General features: G+C 72.3%; 18 protein-coding genes. 8 read left to right on the forward strand and 10 right to left on the reverse strand.

The genetic code is table 11. The annotated features are described in order from the left end of the window. Positions 1-11 precede the first annotated feature (11 nt). A complete protein-coding gene (locus OIE67_RS16545) occupies positions 12-1235 on the forward strand; it encodes a GNAT family N-acetyltransferase (protein ID WP_326641209.1) in 1224 nt (407 codons plus the stop codon). Here OIE67_RS16545 and OIE67_RS16550 read toward each other — a convergent pair. Next, complete coding sequence (locus tag OIE67_RS16550; protein WP_326641211.1) at positions 1232-1810, reverse strand: hypothetical protein; 579 nt, start codon at positions 1808-1810, stop codon at positions 1232-1234. The genes OIE67_RS16545 and OIE67_RS16550 overlap by 4 nt on opposite strands. Further along, positions 1792-2130, reverse strand: a complete 339-nt coding sequence (locus OIE67_RS16555; RefSeq protein WP_326641212.1) for a PadR family transcriptional regulator — start codon at positions 2128-2130, stop codon at positions 1792-1794. The genes OIE67_RS16550 and OIE67_RS16555 overlap by 19 nt, the downstream gene beginning before the upstream one ends. Positions 2131-2219: 89 nt before the next feature. Between OIE67_RS16555 and OIE67_RS16560 the strand changes: the two genes are divergently transcribed. Further along, positions 2220-2708, forward strand: coding sequence for a hypothetical protein (locus tag OIE67_RS16560; RefSeq protein WP_326641214.1), 489 nt, complete (start codon positions 2220-2222; stop codon positions 2706-2708). On the opposite strand, the gene OIE67_RS16565 is transcribed toward OIE67_RS16560, so the two are convergent. From OIE67_RS16565 to OIE67_RS16595, 7 genes are all read right to left on the reverse strand, one after another. Further along, on the reverse strand, positions 2640-3767 hold the full coding sequence (locus OIE67_RS16565) for an ArsO family NAD(P)H-dependent flavin-containing monooxygenase (RefSeq protein WP_326641217.1): 1128 nt from the start codon (positions 3765-3767) through the stop codon (positions 2640-2642). The genes OIE67_RS16560 and OIE67_RS16565 overlap by 69 nt on opposite strands. Beyond that, the gene (locus tag OIE67_RS16570; RefSeq protein WP_326641219.1) at positions 3764-4147 is read right to left on the reverse strand and encodes a metalloregulator ArsR/SmtB family transcription factor; all 384 of its coding nucleotides are present in this window, start codon (positions 4145-4147) and stop codon (positions 3764-3766) included. The genes OIE67_RS16565 and OIE67_RS16570 overlap by 4 nt, the downstream gene beginning before the upstream one ends. Positions 4148-4178: 31 nt before the next feature. Beyond that, on the reverse strand, positions 4179-5411 hold the full coding sequence (locus OIE67_RS16575) for an MFS transporter (protein WP_326641221.1): 1233 nt from the start codon (positions 5409-5411) through the stop codon (positions 4179-4181). Then, complete coding sequence (locus OIE67_RS16580) at positions 5408-5671, reverse strand: hypothetical protein (RefSeq protein ID WP_326641223.1); 264 nt, start codon at positions 5669-5671, stop codon at positions 5408-5410. The genes OIE67_RS16575 and OIE67_RS16580 overlap by 4 nt, the downstream gene beginning before the upstream one ends. Before the next feature lie 13 nt (positions 5672-5684). Continuing rightward, on the reverse strand, positions 5685-7097 hold the full coding sequence (locus OIE67_RS16585; RefSeq protein ID WP_326641225.1) for an FAD-dependent oxidoreductase: 1413 nt from the start codon (positions 7095-7097) through the stop codon (positions 5685-5687). Positions 7098-7123: 26 nt separating this feature from the next. Continuing rightward, positions 7124-7276, reverse strand: a complete 153-nt coding sequence (locus OIE67_RS16590; RefSeq protein WP_326641227.1) for a hypothetical protein — start codon at positions 7274-7276, stop codon at positions 7124-7126. Positions 7277-7388: 112 nt separating this feature from the next. After that, on the reverse strand, positions 7389-8495 hold the full coding sequence (locus OIE67_RS16595; RefSeq protein WP_326641229.1) for a flavin-containing monooxygenase: 1107 nt from the start codon (positions 8493-8495) through the stop codon (positions 7389-7391). 80 nt (positions 8496-8575) lie between these two features. Between OIE67_RS16595 and OIE67_RS16600 the strand changes: the two genes are divergently transcribed. From OIE67_RS16600 to OIE67_RS16625, 6 genes are all read left to right on the forward strand, one after another. Next, positions 8576-8944 carry an ArsR/SmtB family transcription factor gene (locus OIE67_RS16600; protein WP_326641231.1) on the forward strand — a complete coding sequence of 123 codons (369 nt, stop codon included), beginning with the start codon at positions 8576-8578 and terminating at the stop codon, positions 8942-8944. Positions 8945-9346: 402 nt separating this feature from the next. Continuing rightward, positions 9347-10489, forward strand: coding sequence for an MFS transporter (locus OIE67_RS16605; protein ID WP_326641233.1), 1143 nt, complete (start codon positions 9347-9349; stop codon positions 10487-10489). A gap of 95 nt (positions 10490-10584) precedes the next feature. Beyond that, the gene (locus OIE67_RS16610) at positions 10585-12099 is read left to right on the forward strand and encodes an ABC transporter substrate-binding protein (protein ID WP_326641235.1); all 1515 of its coding nucleotides are present in this window, start codon (positions 10585-10587) and stop codon (positions 12097-12099) included. After that, positions 12096-13007, forward strand: a complete 912-nt coding sequence (locus OIE67_RS16615) for an ABC transporter permease (protein WP_326641237.1) — start codon at positions 12096-12098, stop codon at positions 13005-13007. The genes OIE67_RS16610 and OIE67_RS16615 overlap by 4 nt, the downstream gene beginning before the upstream one ends. Beyond that, a complete protein-coding gene (locus OIE67_RS16620) occupies positions 13004-13762 on the forward strand; it encodes an ABC transporter permease (protein ID WP_326641239.1) in 759 nt (252 codons plus the stop codon). The genes OIE67_RS16615 and OIE67_RS16620 overlap by 4 nt, the downstream gene beginning before the upstream one ends. Further along, positions 13749-15200 carry an ABC transporter ATP-binding protein gene (locus OIE67_RS16625; protein ID WP_326641241.1) on the forward strand — a complete coding sequence of 484 codons (1452 nt, stop codon included), beginning with the start codon at positions 13749-13751 and terminating at the stop codon, positions 15198-15200. The genes OIE67_RS16620 and OIE67_RS16625 overlap by 14 nt, the downstream gene beginning before the upstream one ends. Before the next feature lie 3 nt (positions 15201-15203). Here OIE67_RS16625 and OIE67_RS16630 read toward each other — a convergent pair whose 3' ends face one another. After that, entirely contained in the window at positions 15204-16277 is a 1074-nt protein-coding gene (locus OIE67_RS16630; RefSeq protein ID WP_326641243.1) for a LacI family DNA-binding transcriptional regulator, read from the reverse strand. Positions 16278-16355 lie beyond the last annotated feature (78 nt).

The following is a 16355-nucleotide window of genomic DNA, read 5'->3' on the forward strand; positions in this document are numbered from 1 at the left end:
GGAGGTCCGTCATGGCGCACGATGAGATCATCGACCACTACTCCGCGCTGGCCCGTGCCGCGGAGGCCGGCCGGACGGTCGTCGACTGCGGGCAGGAGGAGTTCGAGCAGGGCTGCTTCGGCGCGGCCGGTTACGGCGACCTCGGGGCGTTGCCCGAGGGGGCGGTGCGGGCGAGCCTGGGCTGCGGCAATCCGCTGGCGGTCGCAGATCTGCGCGCCGGCGAGGTGGTGCTGGATCTGGGCTCGGGCGGCGGGATCGACGTGCTGCTGTCGGCGCGCCGGGTCGGCGCGCACGGCAAGGTGTACGGGGTGGACGCCAGCGCGGACATGCTGGCGCTGGCCCGGCGCAATGCCGAGCAGGCCGGCGCGCGCAACGTGGAGTTCCTGCACGGCACGATCGAGCGGATACCGCTGCCGGGCCGTTCGGTGGACGTGGTCATCTCCAACTGTGTGATCAACCTGTCCGGTGACAAGGCGTCGGTGCTGTCGGAGGCGTTCCGGGTACTGCGGCCGGGCGGCCGGTTCGGCGTCAGCGACGTCGTGGTCGAGGATGACGTCGATCAGGCCCGTCGTCTGGCTGCCGAGCAGCGGATCGGCTGCGTGGCCGGGGCGCTTCCCGTGGGCGAGTACCGCGCTTCGCTAGCGGCGGCTGGGCTCGTCGGCGTGCGGATCACCTTGACCGCCGACCATGGCGACGGCGTACATTCGGCGATCGTCCAGGCCGCCAAGCCTGCCGCTGGACCGGGATTGGAGATCCGGCCGATGCGCGAGACCGACGCCGAGCAGGTGCTGGCCATTTACCAGGCCGGACTGGACACGGGACAGGCCAGCTTCGAAACCGCTGTGCCGAGCTGGGAAGGCTTCACCGCCGCCCGGCTGGAGCACCTGCGCTATGTGGCCGTCGATACCGAGACGGGGCAACTGGTCGGCTGGGTGGCGGCCTCCCGGGTTTCGCCCAGGCCCGTCTATGCCGGCGTGATCGAGCACAGCATCTACGTCCACCCTGGCTGTCAGTCGCATGGGATCGGCCGCGCCCTGCTGGGGGCCTTCGTCGCAGCCGCCGAGGACGCGGGGGTGTGGACCATCCAGTCCGGGGTCTTTCCCGAGAACGCCGCCAGCCTCGCGCTCCACCAGGCGCTCGGCTTCCGGAAGGTGGGCGTGCGCGAACGGGTCGGACGCCACCACGGCGTCTGGCGCGACGTGGTCCTCATCGAACGTCGCAGCCCCACTCTCTAAGCCGCCAGCATGGGAGGAAGGGCACGCACGACGGCGAGGACGCGAATCAGGCTCGCGGGTACGGCCGCGGCCAACGGCCACACCGGGCCGGCCGAGAAGTGCAGCGCCGTGGTCATCATCAGTCCGTCCAGCAGGATCAGCCCGAGCGCGCCTGCGATCACGGTCAGGCGCGTCCGGCGGTAGACCCGTGGCCGCAGGGCCGCGGCGAGGAGCAGGCCGACGACGGTCGGCAGCGCGACGCCGTACAGGACTTTGACCGGTGTGGGCAGCGGCCACGCCCATGCCTGGCCGGTGATGAGCGTCGCGGCCCAGAGGGCGGCCATGATCGGCCCGGTGGCCAGCAGCATCAGGGCGGTGCGCCGCCAGGGTGAGACGCGGACGAACGCGGCTGTGATCGTGTCGGCGTCGCCGAACTCGGCGATCGCCGCCCGGGCGGCGACGTCGGGATCGCCATGGCGGCGTAGCTGACCCTCGTAGGCCTCGTGCAGCCCGTCGGCCAGTTCTTCGACCGCTTCGGCGGGCAGGCGGGCGGCGAGGATGCCGAGCTGCGCGGCGATCAACTCGTGGCCGGCCATGACCGTGTCCCCAGTGCGGCGGTGATCGCGGTGGCGAACTCCTGCCAGCCGGTGCGTTCCCTGCTGAGCACCGTACGGCCGGCGGCGGTGAGTTCGTAGGTGCGGCGGCGACGGCCGCCGACGACCGACCAGTCGCCCGCGATGAGCCCGGCGCGCTCCAACCGGTGCAGTGCCGGGTAGATCGTGCCGGTGGGCAGGTCTATGCGGCCTTCGGTGGCCTCTCGCAGAGTCTCCTTGACGGCGTAGCCGTGACGCGGGCCGTCTTCGAGGGCGGCCAGCAGCAGCCCGTCGAGGTGTCCTTTCAGCGCTTCGGCCCTCATAGGTAGTAACGCTACATCGGGCCTTGGCGGGCGGCAACGGCCGGAGTAGCGTCCCTATAGGTAGCGATGCAACCTATAGGGAGTGCGCGGTGGACATCCTCGGCATCCCGATCCCTGACGCTGGACCGGTCTTTCTGGCCGCGCTGGCCGTTCACATCCCCGCCGGTCTGACCTGCGTGATTTCGGGCGCCGTGGCGGCGCTGACCCGCAAGGGCGGCGCCGCGCACCGGCACTTCGGCCGCGTGTACGTCTGGGGCCTGGCGGTGGTGTTCGGCACGATGACCGTGATGTCGGCGATCCGGTGGCGGGAGAACGCTCATCTGTTCTTCATCGGTGTCGTGGCCCTCGCCGCGGGCTGCGCCGGCTATCGGGACCGGCGCGGCCGGCTGTCCGACCGAGTGCACATCACCTGCATGGGCGTGTCCTACGTGGCGCTGCTGACCGCCTTCTACGTCGACAACGGCCCGCACCTGCCGGTGTGGGATCGCCTGCCGACGTGGGCATTCTGGCTACTTCCCTCCCTGCTCGGACTCCCGGTCATCTTCCGGGCGATCAGGGCAAGGGGGCCGGCATCGTGAATCGTCATGCGGACAGGCGGCGACTTCGCACTGGTGAGCGCTGCGGCCGGCGCCGATGAGGGTGGCCGAGGCGGGGCCGGTCCAGTCTCCGTAGCCGAGCAGGTGCAGGCGTGGTTCGGCCAGGGCGCGGGTGCCGTCAGTGGGGATCGTGCCGCCGGGGCCGCGCAGCCGGAGCGGGGCCAGGTGAGCCAGGGCGGGACGGAAGCCCGTGCACCACACGATCACGTCGAATGCCGCCGTGCTGCCGTCGGCCCACGCCACCCCGTCGGGGGTGATGCGGGAGAACATGGGCTCGGATTTGAGCGCGCCCCGGTCGCGGGCCTCGCGCACGGACGCGACGGCGACGATGTCGCCCAGGTCGCCGATGCTTTCGGCGTTCTGTCCGGCCTGGGCGGCCTGGTGGCGGCGGGTGGCCAGGTCGAACAGGGCGCGGCCGTCGATCTCGTCGGGCAGCAGCCGGGGCGGGCGCAGCGTCGCCCAGGTGGTCTGGGCGACCTGGGAGAGCTCGGCGAGGATCTGCGCGGCGGAGTTGCCCCCGCCCACCACCAGCACCCGGCGATCGCGGAAGTCCCCGGAGCCGCGGTAACCGGCGGTGTGCAACTGCTCGCCACGAAAGTCACCGATGCCGGGATAGTGCGGGACGTAGGGACGCCACCAGGTGCCCGTGGCGCTGACCACGATCCGGGCGTGCCAGGTGCCGGCGCTGCTGTCCACGGCCAGGCGTGGTCCGGCGCGCCGCACGGCCCGCACGGTGGCGGGGCGGACGACCGGCAGCCGGTAACGCTGCTCGTGGTCGGCGAGATAGGCGACGACGTGGGCGGCGTCCGGATAGCCGCCGTCGGCCGGGATCGGCATCATCCGGCCGGGCAGGGAGCTGTACTGCGCGGGGGAGAAGAGCCGCAGGGACGGCCAGGCATGCTGCCACGCGCCGCCGGATGCCTGCTGGGCGTCCAGGATGACGAAGTCGACGCCGGCCCGCCGTAGGTAGTAACCGGCCGCCAGCCCGGCCTGTCCGGCGCCGATGACCACGACATCGGCCGGGCGGGCCGCGTCGGTCATACGGTGAGGAGTTCCACGTCCACCGGGCCGTTCTGCGCAGCGGGCGGGGCGGCGAGCGGGGTGAACAGCGCGCCCAGCCTACTCACCGTCTCGGGGATGATCCGGTAGTAAACCCAGGTGCCGCGACGTTCGCCGTCGATCAGCCCGGCGGTGCGCAGCACCTTCAGGTGGTGGGAGATGGTGGGGGCGGTCAGGTCGAAGACGCCGGTCAGGTCGCAGACGCACGCCTCGCCTCCGGGGTGGGAGCCGATCATCGACAGCAGGCGCAGTCGTACCGGGTCGGCCACGGCCTTGAGCAGGACCGCGAGGTCGGCCGCATCGTCCTCCGACAGGGGCGCGCGGGCGATCGGCGCGCAGCACTGGGTCGTCACGGCGGTCATCCGGGGCTCCTTAATTCGACAATCGTCTAAATCATACGCGATGGTAGGCGACCAGCGACAAGGCGGCGGTGACGCAGACGGCGGCCACCGCGCTCATCACCCAGGTGTAGCCGACGGCCTGGGCCAGGGCGACCGCACCGAGCGGAGCCAGGGCCTTGTCTGCGACGGAGAAGAGCGCGATGCGGCCCGACAAGGTGGCGTAGGCGGCGGTGCCGTACCGCTGCACGAGCAGGTGCGGCAGCGTGATGGAGCCGATGCCGAAGCCGAGCCCGAAGAGCAGCACGCAGCCGATCGCGCCCGCGACGCTCGCTCCCAGGACCGGCAGGAGCAGCGCCGCGACGCCTTGCAACATATAGATCGCGGCGGCGATGAGAGCGGCGGGCAGGCGGGTCTGCAGACCGGTGGTGATCAGTCGCCCGGTGACCGACAGAACGCCGAGCAGTCCGGCGAGCGTCGCGGCCAGGACCGGGCTGTGGCCGAGGTGAATGAGGTAGGTGACCAGTACGACGGCGATGACGGCGACCGCGCCGCCGCCGGCGGTGAAGGCGATCACCAGCAGCCAGAACGGACGGCGGCGCACGGCGGCCCTGACCAGGTCGGCGCGTTCCCCGGCGGCCTCGGGTGTGCGGGCGTGGGCCGGGCGGCGGCGGATCACCAGCGCGTGCAGCGGGATCGCCGCCAGGCCGTAGACGAGACCGAGGACCACGAGGGCCTGGCGCCAGCCGTAGGCGTCGACCAGCAGGCCGGTGAGCGGGATGAAGATCGAGGAGGCGAACCCGGCGACGATGGTGAGCGCCAGGATGCCTCGCGCACGGCCTCGCGCGTCGGCGCCGTACCAGGCGATGATGACGGCGAACGCGGCCTCGTACAGCACCATCGAGCAGGCGACGCCGATGGCGGCGAAGACCACATAGAGCTGCCACAGCGCGGTGACCTGCGACCAGGCCAGCACCGCCCCGGCGCCGAGCAGCGAACCGAGCGTCATCAGGACGCGCCCGCCGCGGGCGTCCAGCCACCGCCCGGCGAGCGGTGCACAGACGGCGGTGATCAGCACGGACACCGTCAGCGCGGCCGCGACCTGGGCGTTGGTGGCGTGCAGGTCATGGACCATCGGGACGAGGAAGACGGAGAAGGCGTAGTAGAGCACGCCATAGCCGGTGGTCTGGGTGACGGCCAGCGCTGCGACGACCCGCCGGCCATGTCCGGAACGCGGCGGACCGCCGCCCTGCTGTTGGAGGGCGGCGGTCTCGGCGGGGGAACTCATGCTGGACAGGCGATCAGCGCATGGCCCTCAGCGGTGGTCGCCCAGTCGCCCGCGAGGGTTTCGGCGATGAAGCCCTGGGCCTGCAGCCGCCAGGCGAGCGTTCCTGCCATCCGGGCGATCGCCGGGCCGTAGCCGGGGTTGGTGCTGGGCTCGCGGGCGGCGACCAGTTCGTCGGCCAGCCGGTAGGCGGGCATCGGTTCGTGGTGGCAGATGAGGCGGAGCGCTTCCTTCTGGGCGGCGGTGGGGTAGCCGTCAGACATCGGGTGCTTCCTCTCAGCCGCAGCAACTGCCGCCGGACTCCGCCGGAGCTCCGACAGTGGTGAGCGGGAGCGGAGCCGCCAGCAGGCCGCCGCTGATGCCGGTGGCCAGGCCGACCCGCTGCTCCTGGGCCTGGACCAGGTTGGAGGAGCACACGCCGGTCTCGGGCAGGTCGAGCCGCACGTCGCGAGCCGCCTGCCAGTCCCCGGCCAGCGCGGCGACCACGGAGCGGACCTGCTCATACCCGGTGGCCATGAGGAAGGTCGGGGCCCGGCCGTAGCTCTTGACCCCGACCGCGTAGTAACCGGGCTCCGGGTGGGCGAGTTCGTCCACGCCGTGGGGCGGGACGGTGCCGCAGGAATGCTGGTTCGGGTCGATCAGCGGGGCCAGGGCGCGGGTGGAGCCGAGCACCGGGTCCAGGTCCAGGCGCAGTTCCGCGGCGATGGAGTGGGCGGGGCGGTAGCCGGTCGCGCTCACGATCCGGTCCACGGTGACGCTCTGCTCGTGGCCGGACGGGTCGCGGCTGATCACCTGGATGTCCTGGCCGGTGGCGTTGACGCGGTGGGTGAAGAAGCCGGTGAGCAGCGTGATGCGGCCGGACTCGACATGGGTCCGTAGCCGGGTGCCGAGTGCGCCGCGGGCCGGGAGAGCGTCGGCGTCGCCGCCGCCGTAGGTGCGGGTGGCGTCGCCGGCGCGGATCGCCCAGGTGATCGGCGTACCCGGCAGCTCGGCCAGCGCGAGCAGAGTGGTGGCGGCCGAATGGCCGGCCCCCACGACCAGGGTGTGCTTGCCCTGGTAGCGGTCGCGGTCGGCGCCGAGCACGTCTGGCAGCGCGTGGTCGACGAATACCTCCCCCTCGCCGTGGGCGGGCAGGCCGCTGGCGCCGAGCACGTTCGGGCTGGTGTAGGTGCCGGAGGCGTCGACGACCGCTCGCGCCTGCAGCTCGGTGCCGTCGGCCAGGCGGATGAGGAACGGGGCCTGCTCGCGGCCTGTCGTGCGCACGCGGTCGTAGCCGAGGCGGCTGATCGCGGTGACCTTCGCGCCCAGGCGGACCCGGTCGCCGAACAGCTTGGCCAGCGGGGCGAGGTAGTCATCGATGAGCTCGGCGCCGGTCGGGAGCCATTCGGGATCGGGCGCGGTCCAGCCGTCGGCTTCCAGGAGGCGGCGGGCTGCGGCGTCGATGTCGTACTTCCACGGGCTGAACACCCGCACGTGTCCCCACTGCGCGATTGACGCAGCGACCTGCTCACCGGCTTCCAAGATGAGGAAGTCGATACCGCGCTCGGTCAATTGGGCGGCGGCGGCCAGTCCGACCGGCCCGGCGCCGATCACGACGACCGGCAAGCCGGTCACCCCCGGGGCGGTCTGCTGAGGAGTGGTGAACTGCTCGATCTCGATCGTGGTGGTGCCGCAGCAACTGTCACTCATGACGGCTCTCCAAGTGGGCGCGTGGGCTAGCGGAAGGACGGGAACGTGGCGTAGAGGCGGGCGCGCTCGATGGCGGCATCGGCGCGGCAGTCGAGGTCGCACACCCGCGAGGTGGCCTTGTCGACGGTGAAGCCGGTCCGGTCGATGGGCGGGCGGCGGCGGGTGAACAGAGCGCGCATCAGGCACCTCCTTGGATAGAAGTTCATCTAAACAGGAGTCATCATGCGCCACTGTTTAGACGGAAGTCAAATCAGCTTGTGGTCGGGGCGGGACAGGAGCGTGTGAGCGGCATCAGGATCGCTGGGGAGCGTCGCGCAGGTGACGGGCGAGCATCCCCGCCACGTGCGCGGCGTCCGCGCCGACGCCGCGCAGGGTGTTGGAGGAGGGCGTGCGCTGCCACTCCAGGCCCAGGTAGCCCAGGCCGGGATGGGTCAGCGACAGGCCGCGGCGCTGGCGCGGGTGGCCGCCGTCATCGTCCAGTGCGCCCAGGTCGGTGAGGTAGGACAGGTTCGGCCGGTAGCCGGTGGCCAGCAGTACCGCATCGACGCGCTCACGCTCGCCGTCGGGCCAGAGAGCGTGATCGCCGTCCAGGCGGGCGAACATCGACCGGCGCGCGTAGCCGCCCTCGCGCAGCGCCTGGCGGTAGCGGCCGTCGTCGAGCACCGGTGAGGCGGGCGGATTATCCGCTCGGGCCAGCGGTAGCCGGTCGAACCCGGTCAGGCGGAACCAGAAGTGCAGGTCTCGTCCCAGCGGGCGCTGGGTCACGAACCGGATCGGCTCCCGGCTGGCCAGCGTCACCCGGCGCCCGGTGGCCGAGTCGGTGGCCAGCTCGTAGGCGACCTGCACCGCCGAGTTGCCCGCCCCGACCACGACGACGCGCTCACCGGGCAACGAGGCCGGCGAGCGGTAGTCGGCGACGTGCAGCACGGGGCCGGTGAAGGCGTCCAGGCCGGGCAGTGCGGGCCGGTGCGGGCGGTCGAAGGAGCCGCTGGCCGCGATGACGGCAGGAGCGGTCAGCTCCTGCCCGCCGGCCAGGCGTACGAGGAAGCCGCTCGTGCCGGGCTCGCCGGCGGTGTGGACGGCCTCGACGCGGGCGCCGGTGCGCAGCTCGGCGCCGCGCTCGATCAGGGCGGCGGCATACCGCTCCAGGTAGGCGACGACTTCGTCGCGGCGCGGGTAACGCTCGGGGTCGCCGTCGAAAGGAAGGCCGGGCAGGCTGCTGTAGCGGGCGGGCGAGAACAGGGCGAGGCTGTCGTAGTAGCGCGGCCAGGATCCGGCGGCCCGATCGGAGGCTTCCAGCAGCATGGGCCGCAGCCCCTGCTCCAGGGCGGCATGGGCGGCGGCCAGGCCGGACTGCCCGGCCCCGACGATCACGATGGTGTCGCTGTCGATGGGCATGTCGCAGAACGTACCGTCATTTTCTAATATGTCAATAAGTTGGTATGAGGATAGGGTGCGGTGGACAGGAGGGAGCACGCATGGCCGAGACCACGGCATCCTCAGCCGCGCCGATCGATGCGCCGAAGGATGCGTCGGCGGACGAGACGGTGGGCGCGACATGCACGCAGCTGCCGCAGGCCGCCCAGGACTTCCTCAAGGCCCTGGCCAACCCGGGACGACAGCAGCTCATGCTGCTGTTCGCCCAGGGCGCCGAGTTGTCGGTCAACCAGGTCGCCGAGCGTGCCGGCATCAGCCAGTCCGCCGCCTCCCAGCAACTCGCCCTGCTGCGCCGCGGCGGCATCGTCACCTCCCGCCGCGACGGCAAAGAGGTGCTGTATCGCGGCGACCGGGACAGCGTCGCCCACATCCTCGGCGACCTGCAGGACTATTTGAAGTTCTGCTGCTGACCGACGTCACGCAGGCGGCTCGGCCAGCCCCTGCGCCGAGCAAGGCGTAGCGAACTCGAGCATGCTCAGCGTGTTCACCCGGCCGTCTTTCAGCGGAGAGGGCGGAGATTCGCAACGGCGCCCCGCCGGGCAGGGGGAGCGGCAGGTTCTGCGCGACCCGATGCACTGGCACATCCCTCTTCGCCCGGCCTCTCCGTGGACGTCGTTTGCGTGTCTTATGTGGCAAATGATAACCATTGTCATCACCGATGAAGGAAGTGACATGGCATCCGTTGGTGATCAGAAGGCACGGGTGGTGAGCACGCTGCCGCCGTGCTCCATCCGCGACGCAGAGGGCCGCGACGCAAAGCGCCACGACGGCGCGCCCCGGATCAGCGGGCCCGCGCTGAGGGCGGGGACGGCGTGAGGGAGCTCCCCTGGGCCGTGCGGCTGCTGCTGGTCAACCAGTTCGGCGTCAACACCGGCTTCTACCTGCTGGTTCCCTACCTCGCCGGCCACCTCACCCAAGACCTGGGCCTGTCCGTCGCGGCGACGGGTGTCGTCCTGGGGGTGCGCAACCTCAGCCAGCAGGGGATGTTCCTCGTCGGAGGTTCGGCCGCCGACCGCCTCGGGGCCCGCCGGGTGATCATCGCCGGATGCGCGCTGCGCACTGTCGGATTCGCCCTGTTCGCGTTCGGGGTCACGGTGCCGCTGCTGCTGGCGGCCGCCGTACTCAGCGGGCTGGCCGGCGCCCTGTTCAACCCGGCCGTGCGCGCGTACATCGCGGCCGATGCCCCCGGCGGGGCCGGGACCTTCGCGCTGTTCAACGTGTTCGCCCAGGCGGGCGCGTTGTGCGGGCCGCTGCTGGGCGGCGTGTTGCTGCTGGTGGACTTCCGGGCCGCCGCGCTCACCGCCGCGGCGATATTCGCGGTGCTGACCCTCGCGCAGACACTCGTCCTGCCCGCGCGCGACGTGCCGCCCAGCGGCGCCTCGGTGCTGGGCGACTGGCGGCGCTGCCTGGCCGACCGGCGTTTCCTCGCCTTCACCCTGGCCCTCAGCGGCATGTTCGCCTTGCAGAACCAGCTCTACCTGGTGCTGCCGCTGGCCGCCGAGCAGGCGACCGGCACGCCGAGCTCGGTGGCGCTGCTGTTCCTGGTGTCCACCGTGGCGACCCTGCTCTTCCAGGTCCGGATCACCAAGCGCCTGGAGGCGGCGACGAGCCCGGGCCGCGCGATGGCGCTGGGGCTGGCCGTGATGGGCGCCGGGTTCCTCGCCCCCGCCTTGCTGCCGGGGCTCCTCCCGGTGCTGGTGGCGGTCCTGGCCCTGGCCTTCGGCGTGATGATGGCGCAGCCCTTCGTGTACGAGCGGATCAGCCGCTTCGGCGGCGAGTCCCTGACCGGCACCTACTTCGGCATGTTCTACCTGGTCTCCGGGATGGTGGCCGCCGCGAGCACCGCGCTGATCGGCTGGGTGGGCCCGGCCGGGGCCGCGGTGTGCGCCGCCATCGGGCCGGCCTGCGCGACGCTCGTGCTGATCCAGGAGCGGCGTACGACGGCACCGGCGTGAACACCCGCACCCACGACCCGCCACAACCCCCGAACGAAAACCGCCCGACGGCTCGCCCTGCCCCCTGTCACCCGTGCTCGCGAAGGACTCTCACCATGCACGACCACCCCACCCGCCGCGGCTTCCTCGGCTTGACCGCCGGTGCCGCTCTGCTCGCCGGATGCGGCACCGCCACCCCCTCCTCCGGCGGTTCAGGGGGGAGGCTGCGCGCCGCGTTCGCCGGCGGCGGCGCCACCGAGGTGCTGGACCCGCACCTGGCCAATCTGTTCAACGAGGCCGCCCGCGCCAAGGCCCTCTACGACAAGCTCGCCGACCTCGGCCCGGACGTCTCGCCGCAGCCCCGCCTGGCCGAGAAGTGGGAGCCGGACGCCGACTTCACCGTCTGGCGCATCACCCTGCGGCAGGCGCGGTTCCACGACGGGCGGCCGGTGCGCGCCCAGGACGTCCTGGCCAGCTACGCCAGGATCGCGGATCCGCGCAGGACGTTCCGCGCCAGGTCCAGCCTCGCGCTCATCGACCTGCCCAACAGCCGCGCCGTCGACGACCGCACGGTCGAGTTCCGCCTCAGGCGGCCGTTCGCCGAGCTGCCCAACGTGCTGGCGGCGTTCGGCACCTCCATCGTCCCCGAGGGGGCCACGGACTTCAGCAAGCCCGTCGGCTCGGGTCCGTTCTCCTTCGTGTCCTGGCAGCCGGGCCGTTCCGTGCTGCTCAAGCGGAACCCGGACTACTGGGAGGGCGCGCCGTACATCGAGGAACTGGAGTTCCTCATCGCCAACGAGGAGTCCGCCCGGGTCAACGCGCTCCTGGGCGGGCAGGTCGAGTACGCGCACGACCTCACTCCCGCCACCGCCCGGCAGCACGAGGGCCGCGTCACAATCGTCCGCGCCCCCAACAGCGCGATGCAGGCCTTCGCCATGAAGGTGGACCGCGCCCCGTTCGACGACAGGGACCTGCGCGAGGCGCTGTTCCTGCTCACCGACCGGCAGCGGCTCGTCGACACCGTCATGCCCGGAGCCGGGCAGATCGGCAACGACCTGTTCGGCAAGGGCTACCTGCATTACGCCTCCGAGATCCCGCAGCGCACGCACGACGTCGACCGGGCCAAGGCGCTGATCAGGAAGGCGGGAGCCGAAGGACTCACCATCGAGCTGACCACGTCCACGGCCGCGGCCGGCTTCGTCGAGGCCGCCACCGTCTTCGCCGAGCAGCTGCGCGCCGCCGGGCTGAAGGCCGAGATCCGCACCGGCAGCAAGGACACCTACTGGGCGGACATCCTCACCCGGGGATCCATCGCCAGCTTCCGCTCCGGAGCCATGCCGATCGAGACGCACATCGCCCAGAGGCTCCTGTCCACCTCGACGACCAACACCACGAAATGGGCGCGGCCGGAGTTCGACGCACTCTACGAGACGGCCGTCTCGGCGCGCGCCGCCGCGGACCGGGAAAGCGCCTACCTGCAGCTTCAGCGGATGCTGCACGCCGAGGGCGGGCTGCTGGTGTGGGGATTCGCCGACTGGATCGTCGCGACGTCGCCGAAGCTGAGCGGCGTACGGGCGGCGCCCGCGAACACCCTGGACTGGGCCCGCTTCGACAAGGTGAAGCTGGCTTGAACCTGACCCGCTACGCCGCCCGCCGGCTCGCCGCGGGCGTCCCGCAGATCGCCGGCGTCGCCTGCCTGGTGTTCGTGATGGTGGAGGCGCTGCCGGGCGACGCCGCGGTGACGCTGGCCGGCGACCAGCCGGACCCGGCGCGGATCGAGCGGATCCGCGCCGAGCTCGGCCTGAACCGCCCCTTCGCCGAGCGCTTCGCCGCCTGGGCCGCCGGCCTGACGCGGGGCGACCTCGGCGTCTCGCTCGTCTCCGGCCGTCCGGTCGCCGGGATCGTGCTGGACGCGCTGGCTCCCACCGCCGTGCTGGCCGGGCTCACCGTGCTGCTGCTGGTGCCGCTGTCGATCCTGCTCGGGGTGGCCGCCGCGCTGCGGGAAGGGAGCCGGCTCGACCGGGCGCTGACCGCGGTGAGCACCGCGCTCTACGCGGTCCCGGAGTTCGCGCTGGCCATCGTCCTGGTGACGGTCTTCGGCGTGACGCTGGCGTGGCTGCCGCCGACCGGGCTCGGCGGCCTCACCGCCTCCGCCCTGGTGCTGCCCGTGACGGTGCTGCTGGTCCGTCCCGTCTGCTCCACCGGGCGGCTGGTCCGCTCCACGATGATCGACGTGCTGGCGTCCCCGTACGTGAGACACGCCCGGCGCCTGGGCCTCGGCTGGTTCGCGCACGCGCTGCCCAACGCGCTCGCGCCGGCCGTACAGCACCTGACCAGGACCGTCGACTGGCTGCTCGGCGGCGTCATCGTGGTGGAGGCCGTCTTCGTCGTCCCCGGGCTGGGCGGCACCCTGGCCGAGGCGGTCGGCCACCGGGACCTTCCGGTCCTGCAAGGACTCGCGCTGCTGTTCGCCGCCACGACCGTCCTGGTCAACCTGCTCGCCGACGTGGCCGCCTTCCGCCTGGCCCCACGCGCATGAGGTTTCTGCTGCTCGGCGTGCCCCTGTCCCTCGCCCTCCTGGGGCCGTGGCTCGTTCCCGACGACCTCGTCCGAGGTGCGCCGTTCGCCGATTCGGGCCTGCTCGGCACCGACTTCGTCGGCCGCGACGTGTGGCACCAGGTGCTCCTGGGCGGACAGGGTCTGGTGCTGACGGCCGTGCTCGCCACCGGCGGCGCCTACCTGCTGGGCGTCGCGTGGGGCCTGGCCGCGGCGACGACGCCCCGGGTGGTCGACGAGGTCCTGATGCGCCCGCTCGACATCCTCATGGCGGTGCCGTCGCTGCTGCTGCTCCTGGTGGTGGCGACGCTTGTTCCCGGCGGAGCGCTCGTCTGGATCGTCATGCTGGTCCATCTGCCCGACATCGCCCGCCTGGTCCGCGCCTGCGCGCTGGAGATCGGCTCCCGGCCGGCCGCGGAGGCCATGCGGATGCAGGGCGAGAGCCGGTGGCGGATCGCCACCGGGTTCGTCGCGCCCGCCATGGCCCGCGTGCTCGCCACCGACGCCGGCACCCGGCTGACCGGATCGTTGTACCTCATCGCCGCCGTGAGCTTCCTCGGCGTCGGGGTGCCGCCGGACAGCAGCGACTGGGCGGTGATGGTCGACCGCAACCGCGGCGGCCTCTTCCTCAACGCGTGGGCGGTCCTCGCCCCCGCACTGCTGATCGTCATGCTGGCGGTCGGGCTGAACCTCACCCTGGACCGCATGCCGGAGAAGGCAGATCATGATCGAAGTTGACCGGCTGACGGTCTCCGTCCCCGGCCGGATCCTGGTGGACGACGTCAGCTTCACCCTGCCCGCCGCCCAGACGCTGGCCCTGGTCGGCGCCTCGGGGAGCGGCAAGACGACCACCGCGCTCGCGCTGCTCGGCGAGCACCCGGCCGGTGCCCGCGTCACCGGCCGGATCACCGTGGCCGGGCACCGGGTCACCCCTGGACGGCCGCCGGCGCCCGGGACCGTCGGCTTCATTCCGCAGCACCCTTCCGCCGTGCTCAACCCGGTGCTGCGGATCGGCGCGGTGCTCCGCCAGATCGCGGCGCGGCACGGCACGAGCGTCTCCGGCGCTCTGCGCAGGGCGCGGCTCCCCGAGGAGCGAAGCTTCCTGCGCCGCTTCCCGCACCAGTTGTCAGGCGGGCAGCAGCAGCGGCTCGTCCTGGCGCACACGCTGCTGGCCGGCCCGTCCGTCATCGTCGCCGACGAACCCACCACCGGTCAGGACGCCATCACCCGGGCCGAGGTCGCCGCCGAGCTCGTCTCACCCGGCGTCGCCGTCGTCCTGCTCAGTCATGACCTCGACCTGGTGCGGGAGCTGGCCGACCAGGTCGTCGTGCTCAAGGACGGGCGGGTCGCGGAGTCCGGGCCCGCGGTGCTGGACACGCCACACGGTGCGTACGCCAAGGCGCTGGTCAGCGCGCGACCCCACGTGGCCGCGACCCGCATGGAACCGCACCCGATCCTGACCGTCGCCGGTCTCGGAACGGAGGTCCTGCGCGGGGTGAGCCTCGGCGTCGCCCGCGGCGAACGGCTGGCCGTCGTCGGCCGCTCCGGCAGCGGGAAGACGACGCTCGCCCGCTGCGTCGCCGGGCTGCGCGCCTGGACCTCGGGGAGCGTACGGCTGGACGGCCGCCCGCTACCGTCCTCCGGCCGCCGCGGCCGCGCCGACCTGGCCCGGGTGCAGTACGTCCCCCAGGACGCCCACGCCTCGTTCGACCCCCGGCGGACCGTGGTGGAACAGGTCGCCAGGACCGCGGTACGGCTGCGCGGATCGACCCTGCCCGCCGCGCGCGAGGACGCCTTCGCGACCATGGCCTCGCTCGGCCTGAGCCGCGAGCTCGCACGGCGCCTCCCGGGCCGGCTGTCCGGGGGCGAGGCGCAGCGCGCCGCCCTGGCCCGCGCCCTGCTCGCCCATCCGGACGTGCTGATCTGCGACGAGATCACCTCCGGGCTCGATCCCATCACCGAGGCCGAGGTTCTGGACCTGCTCACCGAGCTCGACGTGACCCTGATCGTCATCAGCCACGACCTGCCCATGGCCGCGCGGATCGCCGACCGGATCGCGGTCGTCCACGAGGGCCGCCTGATCGAGCACGGCCCGGCGGATCAGGTGCTCCGCACCCCGTCCCATCCCGTCACCCGCGCGCTCGTCGGCCCGGCGGAGGAGTCCCGCCCGTTCTGACGTTCAGCCGCCCGCGTCCGCGCCGGACGACGGTGCGACGGACTCGCGGTGGCGGACGGGCATCGGAACCCGGTGCACCTCACCCGCCCCGTCGCCGGCCGAGCGGTCGCGGCCGATCTCGCCGAACAGCACGTCCACCGCTTTACGGCCCAGCTCGTAGTGGGGCAGCGCCACGGTGGTCAGCTGGGGCCGCATCCACGAGGCGATCGGATGGTCGTCGAAGGAGACGATGGAGACATCGGCGGGCACCTTGAGCGCGAAGTCGTCGAGCGCCTGGTAGGCGCCCATGGCAATCCGGTCGTTGAAGCAGATCAGCGCGCGCGGCCGGACCGTCCGCAGCAGGTCCCGCGTCGCCGAGAGGCCGTACTCGGGCTGCCAGTCGGGGCAGGTGCGGGCGCCGGCCACCTTGACCCCCGCCTCGCCGAGCGCCGCACGGATGCCGACGAGCCGTTCCACCGCCGCGAGGCTCTCCGCGGGCACGTCGCGCAGGCGCGGGCCGACGCCGATCAGGTAGATGCCGTCGCGATGGCCGGCGTCCAGCAGGACGCGGGCCGCGCGACGGCCGGCCTCGACCTCGTCGGGCAGGATGGCGGGCAGGGGAGCGGGCTGCTTGGGCAGGGCGTTGAGCAGCACGGCGGGCGCGGTCGTGACGGCCTTGGGCACCTTGATGGTGCGGGTGAACATCGAGGCCAGGATGAGCCCGTCGACCTGGCGGTCGTGCATGGCCTGCAGCAGGAGGCGTTCGAGTTCGGCGTCGCCTTCGGTCTCGCCGATGATCAGCATGAAGCCGCGGTCCCGGGCGGCCTCCAGCGCGCCCTTGATCATGTCACCGGCCAGCCGTGAGGTGGCGACGGTGTCGGACACGAAACCGATGGTCCGGGTGGTGCCCGTACGCAGGCCTCTGGAGACGATGTTCGGCCGGTACTGCAGCTCCTCGGCGGTTCTCAGCACCCGCTGCTCGACGTCCTGGGAGATCCGCAGCTCGCGACCGCGGCCCGACAGCACGAGCGAGGCGGTCGTGCGGGAGACGCCCGCGGCCTTGGCCACATCGGCCAGAGTGACCCGTCGTGGGCTCACCGAATCTCCGATCGTCGCGAGTGGGTTACGGGGGGTTGACATCGTACGACGCGGGTGGTGAGACTATCGGGCGCTAAC

The sequence above is a fragment of the Nonomuraea fuscirosea genome, assembly GCF_035917475.1.
Classification (GTDB): domain Bacteria; phylum Actinomycetota; class Actinomycetes; order Streptosporangiales; family Streptosporangiaceae; genus Nonomuraea; species Nonomuraea fuscirosea.

What these genes read in the sequence shown, in the direction of transcription:
- OIE67_RS16565 (WP_326641217.1), bottom strand. Translation starts at nt 3,767, where the DNA reads ATGACCGACGCGGCCCGCCCGGCCGATGTCGTGGTCATCGGCGCCGGA.
- OIE67_RS16545 (WP_326641209.1), top strand. Translation starts at nt 12, where the DNA reads ATGGCGCACGATGAGATCATCGACCACTACTCCGCGCTGGCCCGTGCC.
- OIE67_RS16590 (WP_326641227.1), bottom strand. Translation starts at nt 7,276, where the DNA reads ATGCGCGCTCTGTTCACCCGCCGCCGCCCGCCCATCGACCGGACCGGC.
- OIE67_RS16575 (WP_326641221.1), bottom strand. Translation starts at nt 5,411, where the DNA reads ATGAGTTCCCCCGCCGAGACCGCCGCCCTCCAACAGCAGGGCGGCGGT.
- OIE67_RS16595 (WP_326641229.1), bottom strand. Translation starts at nt 8,495, where the DNA reads ATGCCCATCGACAGCGACACCATCGTGATCGTCGGGGCCGGGCAGTCC.
- OIE67_RS16620 (WP_326641239.1), top strand. Translation starts at nt 13,004, where the DNA reads ATGAGGTTTCTGCTGCTCGGCGTGCCCCTGTCCCTCGCCCTCCTGGGG.
- OIE67_RS16585 (WP_326641225.1), bottom strand. Translation starts at nt 7,097, where the DNA reads ATGAGTGACAGTTGCTGCGGCACCACCACGATCGAGATCGAGCAGTTC.
- OIE67_RS16610 (WP_326641235.1), top strand. Translation starts at nt 10,585, where the DNA reads ATGCACGACCACCCCACCCGCCGCGGCTTCCTCGGCTTGACCGCCGGT.
- OIE67_RS16570 (WP_326641219.1), bottom strand. Translation starts at nt 4,147, where the DNA reads ATGACCGCCGTGACGACCCAGTGCTGCGCGCCGATCGCCCGCGCGCCC.
- OIE67_RS16580 (WP_326641223.1), bottom strand. Translation starts at nt 5,671, where the DNA reads ATGTCTGACGGCTACCCCACCGCCGCCCAGAAGGAAGCGCTCCGCCTC.
- OIE67_RS16555 (WP_326641212.1), bottom strand. Translation starts at nt 2,130, where the DNA reads ATGAGGGCCGAAGCGCTGAAAGGACACCTCGACGGGCTGCTGCTGGCC.
- OIE67_RS16550 (WP_326641211.1), bottom strand. Translation starts at nt 1,810, where the DNA reads ATGGCCGGCCACGAGTTGATCGCCGCGCAGCTCGGCATCCTCGCCGCC.
- OIE67_RS16625 (WP_326641241.1), top strand. Translation starts at nt 13,749, where the DNA reads ATGATCGAAGTTGACCGGCTGACGGTCTCCGTCCCCGGCCGGATCCTG.
- OIE67_RS16600 (WP_326641231.1), top strand. Translation starts at nt 8,576, where the DNA reads ATGGCCGAGACCACGGCATCCTCAGCCGCGCCGATCGATGCGCCGAAG.